Source organism: Terrimonas ginsenosidimutans, from assembly GCF_022012415.1.
GTDB lineage: Bacteria > Bacteroidota > Bacteroidia > Chitinophagales > Chitinophagaceae > Terrimonas_A > Terrimonas_A ginsenosidimutans.
Genome location: NZ_JAKLTR010000011.1, coordinates 12,870 through 29,157, shown reverse-complemented (window position 1 = coordinate 29,157; position 16,288 = coordinate 12,870). Strand labels below are relative to the sequence as shown.

16 protein-coding genes are annotated in these 16,288 nt (G+C 43.8%); 4 read left to right on the top strand and 12 right to left on the bottom strand.

Annotated features, from left to right (window positions below; genetic code table 11):
* Positions 1-805: 805 nt before the first annotated feature.
* From LZZ85_RS16720 to LZZ85_RS16710, 3 genes are all read right to left on the bottom strand, one after another.
* The gene (locus LZZ85_RS16720; RefSeq protein WP_237874480.1) at positions 806-1,291 is read right to left on the bottom strand and encodes an SRPBCC family protein; all 486 of its coding nucleotides are present in this window, start codon (positions 1,289-1,291) and stop codon (positions 806-808) included.
* A gap of 97 nt (positions 1,292-1,388) precedes the next feature.
* On the bottom strand, positions 1,389-2,066 hold the full coding sequence (locus tag LZZ85_RS16715; protein WP_237874479.1) for a LytR/AlgR family response regulator transcription factor: 678 nt from the start codon (positions 2,064-2,066) through the stop codon (positions 1,389-1,391).
* Entirely contained in the window at positions 2,063-3,145 is a 1,083-nt protein-coding gene (locus LZZ85_RS16710; RefSeq protein ID WP_237874478.1) for a sensor histidine kinase, read from the bottom strand. Before LZZ85_RS16710 ends, LZZ85_RS16715 begins: the two co-directional genes overlap by 4 nt.
* 157 nt (positions 3,146-3,302) lie before the next feature.
* On the opposite strand from LZZ85_RS16710, the gene LZZ85_RS16705 reads away from it, so the two are divergent.
* Together LZZ85_RS16705 and LZZ85_RS16700 are read left to right on the top strand one after the other, a co-directional pair.
* Positions 3,303-4,457: a TlpA family protein disulfide reductase gene (locus tag LZZ85_RS16705; protein WP_237874477.1), complete on the top strand. Its 1,155-nt coding sequence runs from the start codon at positions 3,303-3,305 to the stop codon at positions 4,455-4,457.
* Positions 4,458-4,710: 253 nt separating this feature from the next.
* A complete protein-coding gene (locus LZZ85_RS16700) occupies positions 4,711-5,109 on the top strand; it encodes a DUF1801 domain-containing protein (RefSeq protein ID WP_237874476.1) in 399 nt (132 codons plus the stop codon).
* A gap of 67 nt (positions 5,110-5,176) precedes the next feature.
* On the opposite strand, the gene LZZ85_RS16695 is transcribed toward LZZ85_RS16700, so the two are convergent.
* The 8 genes from LZZ85_RS16695 to LZZ85_RS16660 form a co-directional block, all read right to left on the bottom strand.
* Positions 5,177-5,362, bottom strand: coding sequence for a hypothetical protein (locus LZZ85_RS16695; RefSeq protein WP_237874475.1), 186 nt, complete (start codon positions 5,360-5,362; stop codon positions 5,177-5,179).
* A 640-nt stretch (positions 5,363-6,002) separates the two neighbouring features.
* Positions 6,003-6,542, bottom strand: coding sequence for an AAA family ATPase (locus tag LZZ85_RS16690; protein ID WP_237874474.1), 540 nt, complete (start codon positions 6,540-6,542; stop codon positions 6,003-6,005).
* Positions 6,543-6,858: 316 nt separating this feature from the next.
* Positions 6,859-8,340, bottom strand: coding sequence for an alpha/beta hydrolase-fold protein (locus LZZ85_RS16685; RefSeq protein WP_237874473.1), 1,482 nt, complete (start codon positions 8,338-8,340; stop codon positions 6,859-6,861).
* A 103-nt stretch (positions 8,341-8,443) separates the two neighbouring features.
* Positions 8,444-8,875: a DoxX family membrane protein gene (locus LZZ85_RS16680; protein ID WP_237874472.1), complete on the bottom strand. Its 432-nt coding sequence runs from the start codon at positions 8,873-8,875 to the stop codon at positions 8,444-8,446.
* Positions 8,876-8,944: 69 nt separating this feature from the next.
* On the bottom strand, positions 8,945-9,301 hold the full coding sequence (locus tag LZZ85_RS16675) for a YciI family protein (RefSeq protein ID WP_237874471.1): 357 nt from the start codon (positions 9,299-9,301) through the stop codon (positions 8,945-8,947).
* Between the two features lie 35 nt (positions 9,302-9,336).
* Positions 9,337-9,528, bottom strand: a complete 192-nt coding sequence (locus LZZ85_RS16670) for a hypothetical protein (RefSeq protein WP_237874470.1) — start codon at positions 9,526-9,528, stop codon at positions 9,337-9,339.
* 87 nt (positions 9,529-9,615) lie between these two features.
* The gene (locus tag LZZ85_RS16665) at positions 9,616-10,623 is read right to left on the bottom strand and encodes a bestrophin family protein (protein ID WP_237874469.1); all 1,008 of its coding nucleotides are present in this window, start codon (positions 10,621-10,623) and stop codon (positions 9,616-9,618) included.
* 54 nt (positions 10,624-10,677) lie between these two features.
* Positions 10,678-11,433: an SDR family oxidoreductase gene (locus LZZ85_RS16660; RefSeq protein ID WP_237874468.1), complete on the bottom strand. Its 756-nt coding sequence runs from the start codon at positions 11,431-11,433 to the stop codon at positions 10,678-10,680.
* Positions 11,434-11,712: 279 nt separating this feature from the next.
* Here LZZ85_RS16660 and LZZ85_RS16655 point away from each other — a divergent pair, with 279 nt between their 5' ends.
* Complete coding sequence (locus LZZ85_RS16655; protein WP_237874466.1) at positions 11,713-12,681, top strand: SDR family oxidoreductase; 969 nt, start codon at positions 11,713-11,715, stop codon at positions 12,679-12,681.
* Positions 12,682-12,691: 10 nt separating this feature from the next.
* A complete protein-coding gene (locus LZZ85_RS16650; RefSeq protein ID WP_237874465.1) occupies positions 12,692-13,510 on the top strand; it encodes a helix-turn-helix domain-containing protein in 819 nt (272 codons plus the stop codon).
* Between the two features lie 116 nt (positions 13,511-13,626).
* Here the strand turns inward: LZZ85_RS16650 and LZZ85_RS16645 are convergent, their stop codons facing one another.
* Positions 13,627-16,260: a sigma-54-dependent Fis family transcriptional regulator gene (locus LZZ85_RS16645; RefSeq protein ID WP_237874463.1), complete on the bottom strand. Its 2,634-nt coding sequence runs from the start codon at positions 16,258-16,260 to the stop codon at positions 13,627-13,629.
* Between the last annotated feature and the right edge of the window lie 28 nt (positions 16,261-16,288).

The following is a 16,288-nucleotide window of genomic DNA, read 5'->3' as shown; positions in this document are numbered from 1 at the left end:
TTTTTTGCCGTACGGGCAAGGCGTTTTTTTTCGACGGGAGGTCGAAAGACTCCGTTTACTTTTTTTGCCTTGATGCAAAAAAAGTAACAAAAAAAGATCAAGGCTGGGAAAAAATGGCTAAAAATGGGAGGATGTCACCTGCACCAAAAAAACTCGCCGGGAAAGTATGATGAATTGATTAGCGTGCTGGCTCAGACAGTTTTTGGCGCCTTCGCACACCTGCGGTGTGGCTCAGACGGTGCCAGCCTCCCATTTTCTTAACGCCATTTTTTCCAAGGCCGGGGGGCGTTGAGAGAGGAGGATTCGGTTGCGAGGAAGATTCGTTGTATATCAGTTGCGGTATCACAAATTGACGTGTTGCTATCCTGATAAAAGACAACAACACTTACAAGAACCGTTAGGTTACATTTATGTAAAGGCCTTCTGCCTGCTTTAAGAGGGGGCGGCATAGCGCAAATGGCGTTAAAAAAATTATGGGCATAACCGACGAGCCGAAGGTGAGGGCGCTAAAATATTGTCTGAGCCAACACGCCAATCAATCCAAAACACTCCTCCGGCGAGTTTATTTTAGTGCCAGGTGCAGCCCATAATTTTTAGCCCCCGCATCGAGTGCGGGGCTGGCTATTTGCGCGTAGCCTTGATCTTTTTTTGTTACTTTTTTTGCATCAAGGCAAAAAAAGTAAACGAACCCTTCGACCTCCCGTCGAAAAAAGCGCCCTTGCCCGCCCGGCAAAAAAAAACCGAATGAATGCGCGCAGTACACTACGCGCATCCATCCGGTACCCACTTCAAGGTAAATACTTTACTATTTGGAAAGATATTCCTCAAGGCGGTCAAGCGTTTCCTCTATACCAGCGATCATCCCCATTTCTTTAACTTTATTCAGATCATCTTCAGATGCATAGCGGGCCGTGCTCCGGACAGTGGTCAGGCCATCTTCCTCTGTAAACTCGTTCCGGATATGTGCGGAAGGCATTGAAGAACTGATATTACCTTCTTTATCAGAAAAATGATCCTGGTAGACGATCAGATCAGATTCTTTGATCTCACTGAATGTGGCAAGTCCCCACGCTTCAGTCCCATCGGGGCCTTTCATACAATAATGCCAGCGGCCGCCGGCACGAAAATCGATTGTGCAATCACTTACAGGCCATTCTCTTGGGCCCCACCAATTCCGCAGGTGTTTACAATCTGTATATGCTTCAAATACTTTTTCCTTTGGAGCATCAAATTCGCGCGTCAGGATCAAATCTGTACCCTGAGTCTCTACTTTTAATTGATGTTTGGTCATAGCCGAAGTTTTTAGAACATTTTATACGGCTAATATCATACCTGTTTAGGTCTGAAACATGTTTACCGGGAACAGGTGGCAGTATTTTCCTACCTGACTATTTAAGATGCTTCCACACACTATCGCGGTAGTTCTCGCCTATCGGGATTTCCGCGCCCGCCAACTTTAAACAGGTCCGATCAACACGATCAACTTTTGCAATATTGACCAGATACGACCGGTGTACCCTAATAAACGTATTACCGGGCAACAGCTCTGTCAGTGACTTCATCGTAAGATGGGTAAGCAAACTCCCTTTCGTCGTTTTGATCATAATATAATCTTTCACCGATTGCGCGTACATAAGGTCTTCGTGATGTACTTTGATCAGCTTCCCGGATACTTTGAAATACGTGTAGCTCTTTCCTTCAGGCCTTTCATCCGGCAACATACGGATCAGCTTCTGCATGCTCTTCTCAAAGCGCTCATAGCTAACCGGCTTCAGAAGATAATCCACCGCATCGAGCTCAAACCCCTTGTGCCCATACTCTGTATAGGCTGTTGTAAAAATCACTTTAGGTGGGTTCTTCAGTGACTGCAGGAAATCGATCCCGCTTATCGAAGGCATGCGGATATCAAGGAACATCAGGTCAACGGCTTCCTTATGCAATACATCAAATGCCTCAAGCGCATGTGCGCATTTTGCAACAATTTCCAGGTGACCATAGCGTAAGATATGGGCCTCGAGGACTTCCTGCGCCAGTGGTTCGTCATCAACAATTATACATCGGATCATTGCAATTCAATAGTTAAGTTCACTTCATACTGACGTTCGCTCTCTGCAATATTCAGGCAGTGCCCTCCCGTATACAAAAGAGCTAACCGTTTACGGACATTTTCAAGACCAATTCCTTTTTCGTTCTCCTTCCCACTGACATCGGGTTTTGTGTTCCGCACCTGTAAGTTCAACTCTTGGTCTTGTACACAGATCACGATTGACACTTCTGCCTGAAAGAGGCTTTCCCTCGCTCCATGCTTAAACGCATTTTCAACAAATGGCAATAAAAGCAGCGGCTCAATGTTAACCCCGGCAATATCACCCTGCACATCAAATAATATAGCCACATTATTCCGATGCCGGATCTTTTCTATCTCAACATAATTAGAAAGAAAATCGATCTCCTGCTTTAAAGAAACTTTCTTCTCGCCAGATTGATAAAGAATATACCTCATCATTTCTGACAATTTCAGGACCATCGGACCCGTATCAGGCGATTGTTTAATGGCCAGCGCATAAATATTATTCAGTGTATTAAAGAAAAAGTGCGGCTGAACCTGTGCCCGGAGATAATTCAGTTCAGCAAGCAGCTGTTGTGCTTTCAACTCATTCACCAACTTTTCCTGTTTAAGTGATCTGACCAGGTAAGCAAAAAAGATGATTGGAAGACATCTGGAAGACAACATATACGCATATAGAATTCCAAAATTTTGCTCGCTTTTGAACTGCCTGGCGGCCGTATTCCTCAACTCAGCAGAGAACAATGGGAGATAGATCAGTGCGTTGGTTGCCACATAGTGATTGTAATAATGAATAACGGGTACAAAAAGTATCAGACTAAAAAACACCCACCAGGGCTTTTTGGCGAGCACAAGTGGCTTAACGCAAAGCCAGTAATAAGCCCCGTACAGCAGGAAATGAAACGTCCCGAAGGCAAGCCTGTACTCCAATGCACTGATAAAATGCCTTTTGCCTGATTCATAGATCGTGTATTCAACATCGCTTAATATCGCAATAAAATAAGTGAAACAACATAGCATAAGTATCTCCATCCAGAAATACTTATCATTGACCTTTTTTCGCCAGTTAAAAGACATACGGCAAATTAAATGAATAGTGATTCATTTATCAGTTTCCTTTCGACTAAACCCGTCTTTTTTTCGATTAAACCTTTTCTGTCTAATTCCTGGTTGGATTGATCTAATCAATCTTTTTGAACGACTTATCCGGTTTATGTTTGAAAAAATAACAGCCATGTCAACAAACACAAAGATCATTCTTTTTCTTTTTTGCCTGTTTGCAAACCGCGTACTTGCTCAACCGGCAGAAGAAGCGTTTCAAAAAGTCTCTTCAACTCTCGAAAGCCTGACAAGGATCCGGTATGATTCCTATCGTGAGATCAACAACAAACAGGATAATTACTTCGCGAAGAACTCAGGCACCAGTTATTTCGAATACGATCCAACTAAAGAAGGAGGGATTTCCAGGTTCCAGATGCAATCAGATAAAACGTCCCAGCTTTACAATGGAACTGAGTATTACATCCTTTTTGACGACAAAACATACGAAGGCGGGAAAAGAAAAACATCTTCATTTAGCAGTCTATCGTTGATCTACAACTCTATTACTACCTTGAGAGTTGCATTGCCATTGATCACGGCCGACGCTGCGATTCCAAAATCAGTAAAGGATACATCTGTTGATGGCAGAGCTTTCAGGCTTTTAAAATTCGAGCTTTACAAGAAAGCTATTGAGTTCCCGGGAGGATTTGTTTCATTCGATGCAGATGTGACCAGGTATTATGAATTACTGGTTGATCCGGCTTCGAATCTCCCTTATATGATCATTGACCGAAACAGCATAATGAAGGATCAGTATCACACAAAAACCATCTTCACCAATATTGATACAAAACCAGCATCCGCCTTATCCAGATCTTGGTTCATATCTGACTACGATGGATATACGATCAGGAAGGAAGAAAAGCAGCTTCCGCTCATCACGACAGGTAGCAAAATACCTGAATGGAAACTGGCAATGTTGAATGAAAAAAAACCTGATACGCTTCTATCTGCTTCATTAAAGGGAAAGAAGACCATAATGGAATTCTGGATAAAAAATTGTGGCTATTGCATGCTTGCTTTTCCCGAAATGAAAGAGCTGCACAAAAAATTTGGCAACACTGCAAACATCGTATCTGTCAATGCCTACGAAGAACGTGATGATGTAAACTTCTTTTACAACCGCGAAAAGCCACCATACAGCATGCTTTATGGAGGAGAAAAACTGGCTACGAAAATGGGGATTTACAGCTATCCGTCTGTGGTAATTACGGACGAAAATGGTGTAGTGATCTACGCCAGCAGGGGCTTTAATAGAAAAGAAATTGAAAAAGTGCTGATGAAGTAATCCGAAATCCTGACAGCTGCCCTGGTTGCACTACATCGGAGCATCAGATCCGCAGCATGAAAAACGTCCGCTCAAACCGCGCGGCCTCGTTGCTCGATACCCAGATCAATATAGATCACTGGCTATAATGGTTCAACTGCCATAAACTGTTATCAGCAAAAAACGGCACCGATAGGCATATTTTCCGGGATCGTCGGTTGACAGAGGACAAACAACTATTTTTCGGTAACTTAGTTACGCTGAATAAAATAAAATGAACAAAGACGTAAAGGCTTACAACGACGAACAGTTACCAGAAGATGCAGCAATTTGCAATGCGCTGGCAAAGGAGATCGACAAGCATCTCCCGGATGCAGAAAGTAAGATCTGGCATCGTCACCCGGTTTGGTTCCTAGAAGGAAACCCTGTGGCAGGCTACAGCAAATTAAAGGGAAACGTCCGCCTGTTGTTCTGGAGCGGTCAATCATTCGAAGAGGCGGGACTACAAGCGGAAGGAAGTTTCAAAGCAGCCGAGGCAAGATATACCTCCAAAAAGGAGATCAATAAAGAGGACCTCGCGCGTTGGCTGTCGAAAGCTAAAAGCATTCAATGGGACTATAAGAACATTGTGAAAAGAAAGGGTAAGCTGGAAAAGCTGGTTTGGCCCGACTGATGAGATAACCTCCCTGTATGACATATAAAAGCCCCGGGGTTTCCGGGGCTTTTTGTTTGCTATTTGATTAGCTTTTCTTGCATTTGCTTTTATCGCAGCAAGGAGGCTTGGTACATGGTTTCGTGCATTTCTTAACACAATCCTCTGTTTTTGCCTTTTCACCTTTCTTTTTGTCTTTACCGCCTTCGTTTGCGAAAGCGATACCGCCGCCAACAAGCATGGCCATTGCAGCCAATACAACTATTTTTTTCATATTGATCAATTACTTAAATGTTGAAAATAAATTACTGATACGATGTATATCAGCACGTATCAGGTGGCTTCCACGCAGAACAATAATAGGTGAAGAGATAGCCTGGAGAGTGATCTGCATAGTTTCTTTTAATGGTGGTAATGTTTGCTCCTGGCAGTATGAACGGCGCAGTTAACATGACGTAGAAGAGCGGGCAATTTACGCAGCATTCAGGGCCGTCATTCCCGGTATCAGTAGTCTTCGAACAGGTGCCCATTGCTGATTTCTTCGCACAGCATGTTTCAACCTTCGCTATTCTCTGTCCCGGCTGTTCTCCCGCATGAAGGAAAAACGGCAATGCTACCAGTTCTACAAATAGCACGAGCAGGGATGTAAATGATATGGCTGATAAGAATCGCAAGAATGAGGTTTCTGAAAGCGAAGCTATGACAGAGAGACATTCGCCAACTTACAATAGTATAAACGGCACCAATCCGGTATAGTTGGACTGGCGGAAAAACAGATCAGTCAATAAAAAGAACAGCTCAAGTCAAATACACAAAATTCATGTCTGTCACCACCTTGTTCTGATTGTTTGCTCAATTAAACTTTTCTTTATGAATAGTGAGATGATGAAATGATCGAAGACAGAGTCTGATATTCACAGTTGCACGACAAATCGTAACCTTCTTAAAAAAGCCGGATCTATATCGCTCTTCCTGGCGGAAGTCAAAATCACAACACCGCCAAACATCTCCACTCTTTTCAAGAATGCATTCACTTCGATGTTCGCATAACGATCATGCGCATCCCGTACTTCCGTTCGCTTTCCAAATAAAGCATCTGCTTCTTCGAAATACACAGCACTATTGGTTGAACTCGCTTCTTTAAATATTACATCAAGGTTTCGCTCGGTTTCACCGGTGTGTTTGGAAATAATCTGTGACAGATCAATACGCAACAGATCCCTGCCCACTTCCTTAGCGATCAATTCGGCAGAAATCAACGATCGTTGTTTATCCATTCCATCCAGCCAAATGATATTCTCCTCCGCCGTAAGCGAACCACCCTTACGCGTACTCATTTGCTCCAGTACCGGCAATAACCGGTCTTTGAGCGATTTCGTTATAGCAAGTTTACTTAGGTTTAATTTTTCATTGTTTACCTTTTTCAGGTTTTCGGACTTGCGTATCGATTTCATATAACATTGTTTTAATGAAATTACAGAAAACAGGATCATTCAATCTTGCTGAGCGATTAGGCTTATCCCGCTAAATTAACCGATCAGTGACAGGAATTCAATACAACAAAAGTGGTAGGCCGGAGCGTTCTTATAAGCAGGCGTGTTGAGTTAGCGTTGTTAAGTGGATCATCAAATAGGAGCAATAAAAAATCCGGAAGAGGTTATATACGCCTCTTCCGGAAATTCAAACCGGCTTTCATTTAATTTTCAAGGACAGTTGATCGCCTTAATTTCTATCGCACCGGGTATCTCACGCACAGGTCATGCTATTATCTTATTTAGTCCGGTCTATCAAGGCCTGCATCTCTTGATCTATCTCCTTTATCAACGCCTCCGAACGTAAGTTAAAATGGGTACCGCCATCGATCACCCGGGTATGAATGGGCAGCCCAAATTTATTGATCTTTCGATCAAACGCCTCCACCGCGTGGTTCAAAAGAAAGTTATCCGCACTTCCGGCATAGATCCTAACCGGCCCGATCATCTCTTTCTTTAATTTACCCGCATGTTCTTGCACATACAGAGAGAGATCATAGGGCTTCCAGCTCGCAGCCACACGAGAGTCGATCTTGCCATTATCATCATAAAGTCTTGCCGGCCTTCCGTGCTTGTCCAACAGTCCAAATTCAGCTTCGAAAGACTGCTGCTGACCACCATCTCCATCAAATGTTTCTTTGATCCTTCCTTCACGGATCGTAGAAAGGAATTTACCTTCTGTCAGATTAATCCCCCGATCTTTTCCATTCTGATCAATGAACGCATTTTTATCCTGATAGATATCAATACCAGTAAAGTTTGAAAAGTCTATGGGATCAGGTGCTGTGATCCACGCGCCGCCGATCTTTTCTGGAAAATGAAGCGCAAGCCATAAAGCACCATATCCTCCACTACTTTGTCCCTGAATAAATGTCAATCGCGGATCTCTGCTTACGCGAAACGTACTTTGTATATACGGCATTAATTCTTCGGTCAGCGCTGTCCCCCATGGTCCATTCACTCTTGAATCAACATATGCATGAAGGCCATAGGGTGTTTGATTTTCCGGATTAAGAAATACAAAGATTTTTTCAGCCCCAACACCTGCGCCATACAATTTTCGGATACGTGCTACGGCTGCCTGGTGATGTGTGCCGCCCCATCCGGGAATGATATACACAACAGGGAACTCACGCCGGGTATCTGTAAAATATGATGGCGGAAGAAAAATTCCTGCTTTAAGATAAATATCTCTCTTTCTGAATGCAGATAATTTCCGGGAAAGCAATACAACTTCCTTCGTTGAATCCGAAACAGGAAATGGTCGCTCCTGGAAAATATTACTCAGGACCAGCGATCCTTTAACACTGATATCGGACACCTGCAGGATCATTTCTTTTCGTGTATATAAATTACCGGGTGCCCCGTTACCGCGTTCAAAGGTATTTGTATCCAGTATCGCGATCATTTTATAGTAACCCGGTTTGACATCTGTCATCTTCAGATACTGGGCGCGGGCCGTATGATCAAAAAACTTACGCTCACCATATTTCCAGTCTTTCACATTTATGGAAAACGCAGGTTCATCGAGTGAGTGTTCGCCGCCAAATCCGCGGGTCGTATCTTTCTGCGTATATAATCTCAGTACGCCTGTATAAGGACCTTTCAGAGAAGAATCCAGGGCTACTGACAGATCATAGACCCTGCCCTTCCCACTGGTTGGTTGCTGGGCAGATGCATTCAATGTCATCAGTAGCAGGAGCGATACGATCATTTTCATACTGAATATTTTTACAATTCTATGAAAACGTCACCTGTCTTTCTGACAAGCTTACCGATCCGTCATTTTTATGTAATGAAACAGCTATTTCTGCAGATCAATTTTATGCTATGTTGTCTGCGCTCCATTTATAATATGGAATTTTCGCGAGCAGCCATGATGCAGCGCTGCAAACAAAAACGGAATAACTGAATGGAGCCCGATATCCTGCAAACAGCAACATGCTGACAGCAAACGCCAGCGTCAGGAAAGCGCTCCCATATGCGGCCATTCTTGTTTTGAAACCGATGATCATGGCTATGCCAAATAAGGCTTCCATGACCGTTGCGATCGCTCCAATAATGTTCACCACCGGCAAGTCAAGGTAAGGCATTAGTGTATACGTATAAGAAATGAAATTATGCCAGTTGCCCCATGCATTCCCCATTTCCCCCGGCAGTCCAAGCCATCCCATCCTATCCATTACAGGAAATATAAATCCAAGGCCAAGCGCAATTCTTAACAGAAGTTGTGGTACATCGAAATTCGTTTTCACTTTATTTTTTTGTGTAAAATATACTGAATAAAAAAAGGTTGCTTCCGGCGGAAGCAACCTTTTCACTAATCACGCGGCTGGTACAGCCAGTCTTACCTCCACTATTGCTCCATACTGAATGATGGGACAACCTTTCGCCAATTCAACAGCCTCGTCATAATCGTTCGCACGGATCAGGAACAAACCGCCGATCGATAACTTATCTTCAGCAAACGGTCCAACGCTGATATGGTTCTTAACTTTTCCATGAGTTATAAACCTTCCGTCAGCATCCCAGCGCTTTGGGGGCGCCACGAGTCTGTCTTTTGCTGCGATACTGCCGATCCAGTCTTTGTACGGCTGCATAGCTGCTTGCATTTGCTCTGGCGTTGGAACTGGTTTTTTGCTTGTGAGATCTCTATGGATCACTAAAAGGAATTCTTGCATGTCAATTTAATTTAAGTGTAAAGAAAAATTTAAGATCACTCTTGTCCATCTGTTTTCGCAGAGTCGAACATGAGTGGTTGCTCCGTCATTCGCAATTCTTCGTCCAGGTATTCGCTTCCTTCGCTTTTATCATGAAGATCCGGCTGATAATAATTCAGCGATGGTGTATAGTCATTGTCAGCTTTTGGCGCGTTTGGATCGTTATCGCCAATGATAAATTTGCTCATGATTGATTGATTTTATTTGTATGTCGTTCAGTTAAGAGATCCTCCTGCAATAGGCTCGATGGTCATCGGCCATAGATTTGGCCAGGTCTAAACCAGGATATTATTCTGGGCTTGCATTTGCACTGGCACATCATTCTCTCCTAAAAACTCAAGCATCTCTATCTCGATCATCCGTGAGATCTGAGAAATAGGGACATCATTTGCGCCACCTTCAAACGGATTCTCGGTACTCTCTCCGACCTGCTCCAGTGATACATACATCCAGGATATGATGATGCTAAAAGGGACCACCAGCCAGATCATATAGCCATTCATAAATCCATCCGCTACGCTATTCAGGTCATCGAATTCCCTCAGCATTCCATAGGGAAGCAGGAAACAGAACAGACGGACGAAAAATGTATTGATGATTGAGTACTGACGTGGATACGGAGTATCTTTGATACGTTCACTTCTGCCCTGTAACACAAAAAATTCCTTTATCGATTTTTCCATCTCAATGTATTTACCCATTGAGCCTGGCTCTTCTTCGAATACATCCGTGATCGTTCTGCTTTGCATACCGAGGATCTGCGTGGCCGGGTTACTTTTGCGCAACACCACTTTCGCTTCAGCCGGCTCAAGGTATTTAAGGATCTCGTCCTCCATAAAAGTTTCCCATTCCGGAACATGATAAGACGACTGGTATTCTACATTATGTTTATATTCGGTCGTCTCCCAGATCCTTGCTTCCCGCATATGGAATCGTAAGGCCGTAACCCAGGCAAGATGTCTCCTGATCAGCTTCTTCGTTATGGTTTCATCTCCTATAAAGTCCCTGCACATAATAGCCCAACCCCGGCTGTTCGTCAATATGGTCGCCCATACCTGGTGAGCTTCCTGTGTACGGTTATAAGTTTGCGTATTTTTAAATCCAACAATGAATGCCGTAGCCGTTCCTAATAAAGCAACTACAGTCCAGGGAATATTGACCCATTTCCATCCTATTACCTCATAAATTATCACAGGAATAATACCGAGCAAGATCAGCTGATATGTCCTTCTCCTGGTCCAGATAATAAACTCCTTTAATTTATAAGAACGGCCTACGTGCATTATTGATTATTTATGTAGTCTGCTTCGATGATCCATTTATGTTCTGCGAAAACTTTATGCTTTTTGCAATTGCTGGTCAATCCATTCCCCGACAGTCTGCTTACTAAGTCGTGCACCGACAGAAGGGATCAGCGTATCGGGCTCGAGTTTGTATCCGAAATACAGGGCGTTTGCATCACCGGTGACCAGGCGTTCATCACCCCTGCTTTCCAGATAACGTTCTCCTAATTCAGCCATGCTGAATTTTTCAGGACCTCCGATTTCGACAATTCTATTTGTCGGCCCCTCCAAAAGAATATCAACCACGAATGATGCAACATCTTCGGCAGCGATCGGCTGAATATTCGCTGTTGATAAATGAACGGTTCCATCTTCCGTGGTAGTAGAAGTAATTTGCGGAAGAAATTCCATGAACTGCGTTGAATGGATAATTGTGTAAGGGATGCCGCCGCCTTTAACCAGATCTTCCTGGCGTTGTTTTGCTTTGAAATAACCATAACTGTTGAGACGCTCTGTTCCCACAACTGAAAGGATCACATGATGCCTAACAGAGGCATTGGTTTCTGCCGCCAACAGGTTTTTTGTTGCTGTTTCGAAAAAAACTGTTGCAGCCTTCTCTTCAAAGTCGGGAGAGTTGGAAAGGTCTACCACAACTTCTGTGTTCATGAATGCTTCTGCGAGGCCTTCGCCCGTAATGGTATTCACACCTGTTGATGGTGCCGCCGCGATCGCTTCATGTCCTTTCTGACGAAGTTTGCTTACCACTTTGCTTCCGATGAGGCCAGTGCCTCCGATGACTACGATTTTCATGATCTTGTTTTTATGTTTTATTTTTTGTTCGCCTGTTCTCGTTCGATCCATATATGCCAAACGACATACCAATGGGTTAAATCATTACTGTACAGCAACTTGGCAAAAAATGCGCTACTCCGTTTTCACTAAATACAGTGAAAGCATTCAGTGGTGCACTAAATAAAGTGAAGCGCGTTTTTAGTGAACCTCAGAACAAGATTGTTTGGACTTTACAACAAGTACCAGTCAATGTCCTAACAGCGACCTTTGCCTGATTAACATTAAAAGATCAATTAAATGGAAGAAAAGAAAAATATCAAAGTCCTTGTGACTGGAGGATCTGGCTTTGTTGGAGGATATTGCATCCTTGCCCTGCTTAATGAAGGTTATTCTGTTAAAACAACGCTGAGATCTTTAGCCCGGGTTCAGGAAGTAAAAGACAGTTTAACGGCTGCAGGTGCACACCACGTAGACGAAATAGAATTTGCCGCGGCAGATCTTACCAAAGACGACGGTTGGGACGAAGCCGTGAAAGGCTGTACGTATGTGTTGCACGTTGCCTCACCCTTTCCAATGGTTCAGCCGGATGACGAAAATGAGCTGATCATACCCGCGCGTGATGGCGCCCTGCGTGTATTAAAAGCTGCACGCAACGCTGGTGTGAAGCGGGTTGTACTAACCTCATCATTTGCCGCAATCGGCTATGGGCAGTCATCTAAAGACCATGTTTTTACAGAAGAGGACTGGACAAACATCCATGCAGATGTACGTGCATATATAAAGTCAAAAACAATTGCCGAAAAAGCTGCCTGGGATTTTATAGGCAAAGATGGTAGTAACCCTGAACTTTCCGTTATTAATCCTGTTGGTATATTCGGACCGGTGATGGCTAAGGACAGATCTACTTCTATTCAGCTTGTTGAAGGAATTCTTGCCGGTGCTATTAAAGAAGACATGCCGTACTTCTTCGGAGTGGTTGACGTCAGAGATGTGGCCAGCCTGCATGTCAAAGCGATGACACTTCCGGAAGCAAAAGGAGAGCGTTTCCTCGCCACAAGCGACGGAACAATAAGTCTTAAATATGTAGCTGACCTGATCCGGAAGGAAAGACCGGAACTAGCGGAAAACGTTGTTGACTTTCCCGCTGCCAGTAAAGAATTATACGTGCATATGTCAAATCAGAAAGCACGTACAATTCTTCAGTGGACACCGTATACAAAAGAAGAAGCGCTGCTGGCAACCCTGGATAGTTTGTCGCAGCATTAAAAAAATATCTATGCCAGCATTGAACCCTCCGGTCATACAAACAAGTTGTGATTACTGCGAAACTTCTTCGGGAGAAAGCCTTGTACAGCATTTTGTTTTAGGTTATCAAACGGAGGGTTCTTTGCATGTATTTGACGGCGTGAAGAACTTCCAGCTAAAAACAGGAACTTACTGGCTGGCAGTTAAAAACAAATTGGCCAGGTTCCGGTATGTGTCGGACCGGGAAGAAGAATACAAGGCAATATCTGTTACTTTCCCTGATCAGGAACTACTTAATTTCAGTCATGAATATGAGATCAGCTCCTCTAAAAAGATAAAGAATACGGCTCCTGTTATTACCTTAAAGGAGCACCCATTATTAAAAAGCTTCTTTGCCGGCCTGGCACCCTATGCTTCATTCTCTTTTTCCGACGATGACCCCTTAATGAAACTGAAACTGAAAGAAGCGCTGGTCGTACTACTAAAATGTCAACCGGAATTGAAAGACCTGCTTTTCGATTTTTCAGATCCGCATAAGACAGATCTGGCAGCATTCATGGAAAATAATTTTCAGTTCAACCTCCCCTTGTCGCAATTTGCTTATCTCACCGGGAGAAGTCTTTCTGCCTTTAAACGTGATTTCGAAAAGATCTATGGCATTACCCCTGCAAAATGGTTATTACAAAAGAGGCTCGACAAAGCACATTTTCTGCTGAAGGAAAGAAAGATGAAAGTATCTGACGTGTATGCGGAAGTTGGGTTTGAAGATGCTTCACATTTTTCCTTTGCCTTTAAAAAGCAGTATAATGTGAATGCATCTGTGGTAGGGAAAGAGGCGGCTGGTGGTTGAGAAAGACCGCCTGACCGGAACCCGAAATTGCAATGATGACTGATAGTTTCCGCAGAAAGCTGAACGTTCAATCAATGAAGATTATCCTTTATGACTAAATTGCCTGCGATACTCACTCACTTCCCAAAATAATCCGCTTTCCCAATATTCAACTTCTTCATTTTTGAGTGTAACGTATTGCCGGGAATATCAAGTATCTCTGCTGCGCCGCCAACACCTGAGATCTTCCCGGAACTGCGTTTCAGCACTTCGATGATATAGCTCCGTTCCACTTCTTCAAGTGATTGATTGGGCAGTAACGCAACCTCATTCTTTTCGCTGGCGCTCGTTTTCGGGATAAACACCTCTTTCAGTACCCCTTCCGGTGACAGCAATACGCTGCGTTCTATCAGATGTTCCAACTCGCGAACGTTGCCAGGCCATGTATAGGTCCGCAATTGCTGGATCACCCCGGGTGCAATTTTTGTGATCCGTCTTCCGGTATTCTTACTGAATTTCGATACAAAGAAGTAGGACAGCGGTTCGATATCTTCCATTCTGTCTCTAAGCGGAGGCAAACTGATCGGAAATACATTCAACCTGTAATAAAGGTCCGCACGGAACCTTCCTGCTTTTACTTCCTCTTCGAGATCACGATTAGTTGCAGCTATGATCCGGACGTCGATCTTGATCGTTTGCTTACCGCCAATGCGCTCTAATTCCCGTTCCTGGATCACACGAAGCAGCTTTGCCTGGGCTTCCAACGGCATCTCGCCTATCTCATCAAGAAACAGCGTGCTGTGATTGGCCAGCTCAAACTTGCCGATACGCCTGTCCAGCGCTCCCGTAAAGGCACCACGTTCGTGACCAAACAATTCACTCTCTATCAGATTTGCCGGCAACGCTGCGCAATTAACTTTTACCATCAGCTTATCCTTACGCGGAGAGGCATTATGAATAGCCCGCGCAATGAGTTCTTTTCCCGTTCCTGTTTCACCCAAAACCAACACGGTAGAATTCGAATCTGCAACCAGCGACATCAGGTGATACACTTTTTCCATTTCATCTCCACTTCCAATGATCTCGGCAAAATTATAGATCGTCCGGATCTGTTCTTTGAGATAGTCATTTTCCTGCTCCAGTTGCTTTTTATATGCCAGCACCTTTTCGTTGGCCTGTATATTGGCAATAGCAATTGATATCTGTGCGCAGATCCCTTTCAGCATCAACTGACTCAAACTATCTGCCAGCAACCAGATAGTCCCCAGATTCTGATTTCCCGCACGCAATGGCAGGCTGTACATGTTCTTAAAGCCGGTAGTTTTCCATAAAAGCGCAAAAACATTCCCCGTTTTTGCCTCATCCTCTACACTGAATACAACACCACTTTCGCTGGAAAGCACACGTGCTGTGTATGGCTCTTCTATGTTGATACGATTGGCAACGATCTCATCAAAATCTTTGACCGCATTCTGATACAATGACCGGTCGTACATAAAAGGATCAAGGTGAAACCCGTCGGAAGCGATCACCTGTATCATTGCAAGTTTAGTATGCAGCAGGTTTTCCAGCACCTTAAAGACAGCCGTTTCAAACTCCGGTTTTGTTTTAACCGATGCGATATCATTACTGAAATCGATCAGGAACCCCTGTTCCCGCTGCTTCGTTTCCACTTCTTCATTTGCCATTATATTGGCCATAGCGATCGAGATCTGATGGCAGATCCCTTTCAGAAGCTGAATATTGACTTCATCAATTGCCAGCCAGAGAATACCGAGATTACGATCCGCTATTCTCAGCCGGATCCCAACCATCGTTTTATAGCCCGTTCTCTTCCAAAGCTGCAGGTATATCGATTTGATTCCCCGTGAGATCTCTCTTTCTGTGCTGAACAAAAGAGGGATATAGCTATCCAGCACCCTGTTCTGCAAACCATCCTCTATGGGAAATTTTGCACTCAGCACTTCCTGAAGCAGTTCATCATCGGGCGGTATTGCTTCCGACCCGTAGACATAGGCGCTCATCGTAAGTCCGTCATCATTGATCTTCCTGATCACATATCCTCCAAGCGGATTTATTTTGCGCAATGACGCACTCACCGCTTTTTCGAGGTCTTCTTTTGTTCTTACGCATGAGATATCATTGCTGAAATCAAGCAGGAAAGATTTTTCCTTTTCCTGGTTAAGAATATCCTCGTTTTTAAGAATATTAGATACGGCTCCTGAGAGCTGAGATGCAATTCCTTTCATGATACTTCTGAACTCTGTGCTGAAGCCTCCCGGCTTATCTGTATAAATGTGAATAAATCCCATTGGCTTATCTGCATTCATCAGTTTTGTCATCAGGATCTCCCGTACGCCACCTTCATAATTCACTTTCAGAAATGGCGGACTTTGCGGGTTGTTCATAATATCCTCCAGCACAAAAGAGATCGGATCATCTGAAGCAAGTGCCGCCTGAATGAATGGCTCATTCAATGGGAATCGGGCCTTTACCATTTGCTGGTACTGCGCATGTGTACGGATAGGAGAAGCTTCATTATCAAGCAGGAATGCGGAATAGGTTTCATCTTTATGATCGATCAGCGTAACGATCGTATGCGTGAAGTAATACAGGCATTTGATCCTTTTGGAAAAAAGAACGATCAGATCATTTTTGTCCCGCACCTTGGTAATATCATTTCCAAGATCGAGCAGGATCTTTCTTTCTCTTTCCAAAGATGCTTTGGAAGATGTGGGGGATACATTGAGCGTATCAGCTTCTTTTTTCATGCCGGCGATGTGTGAAAATGAACCTGCA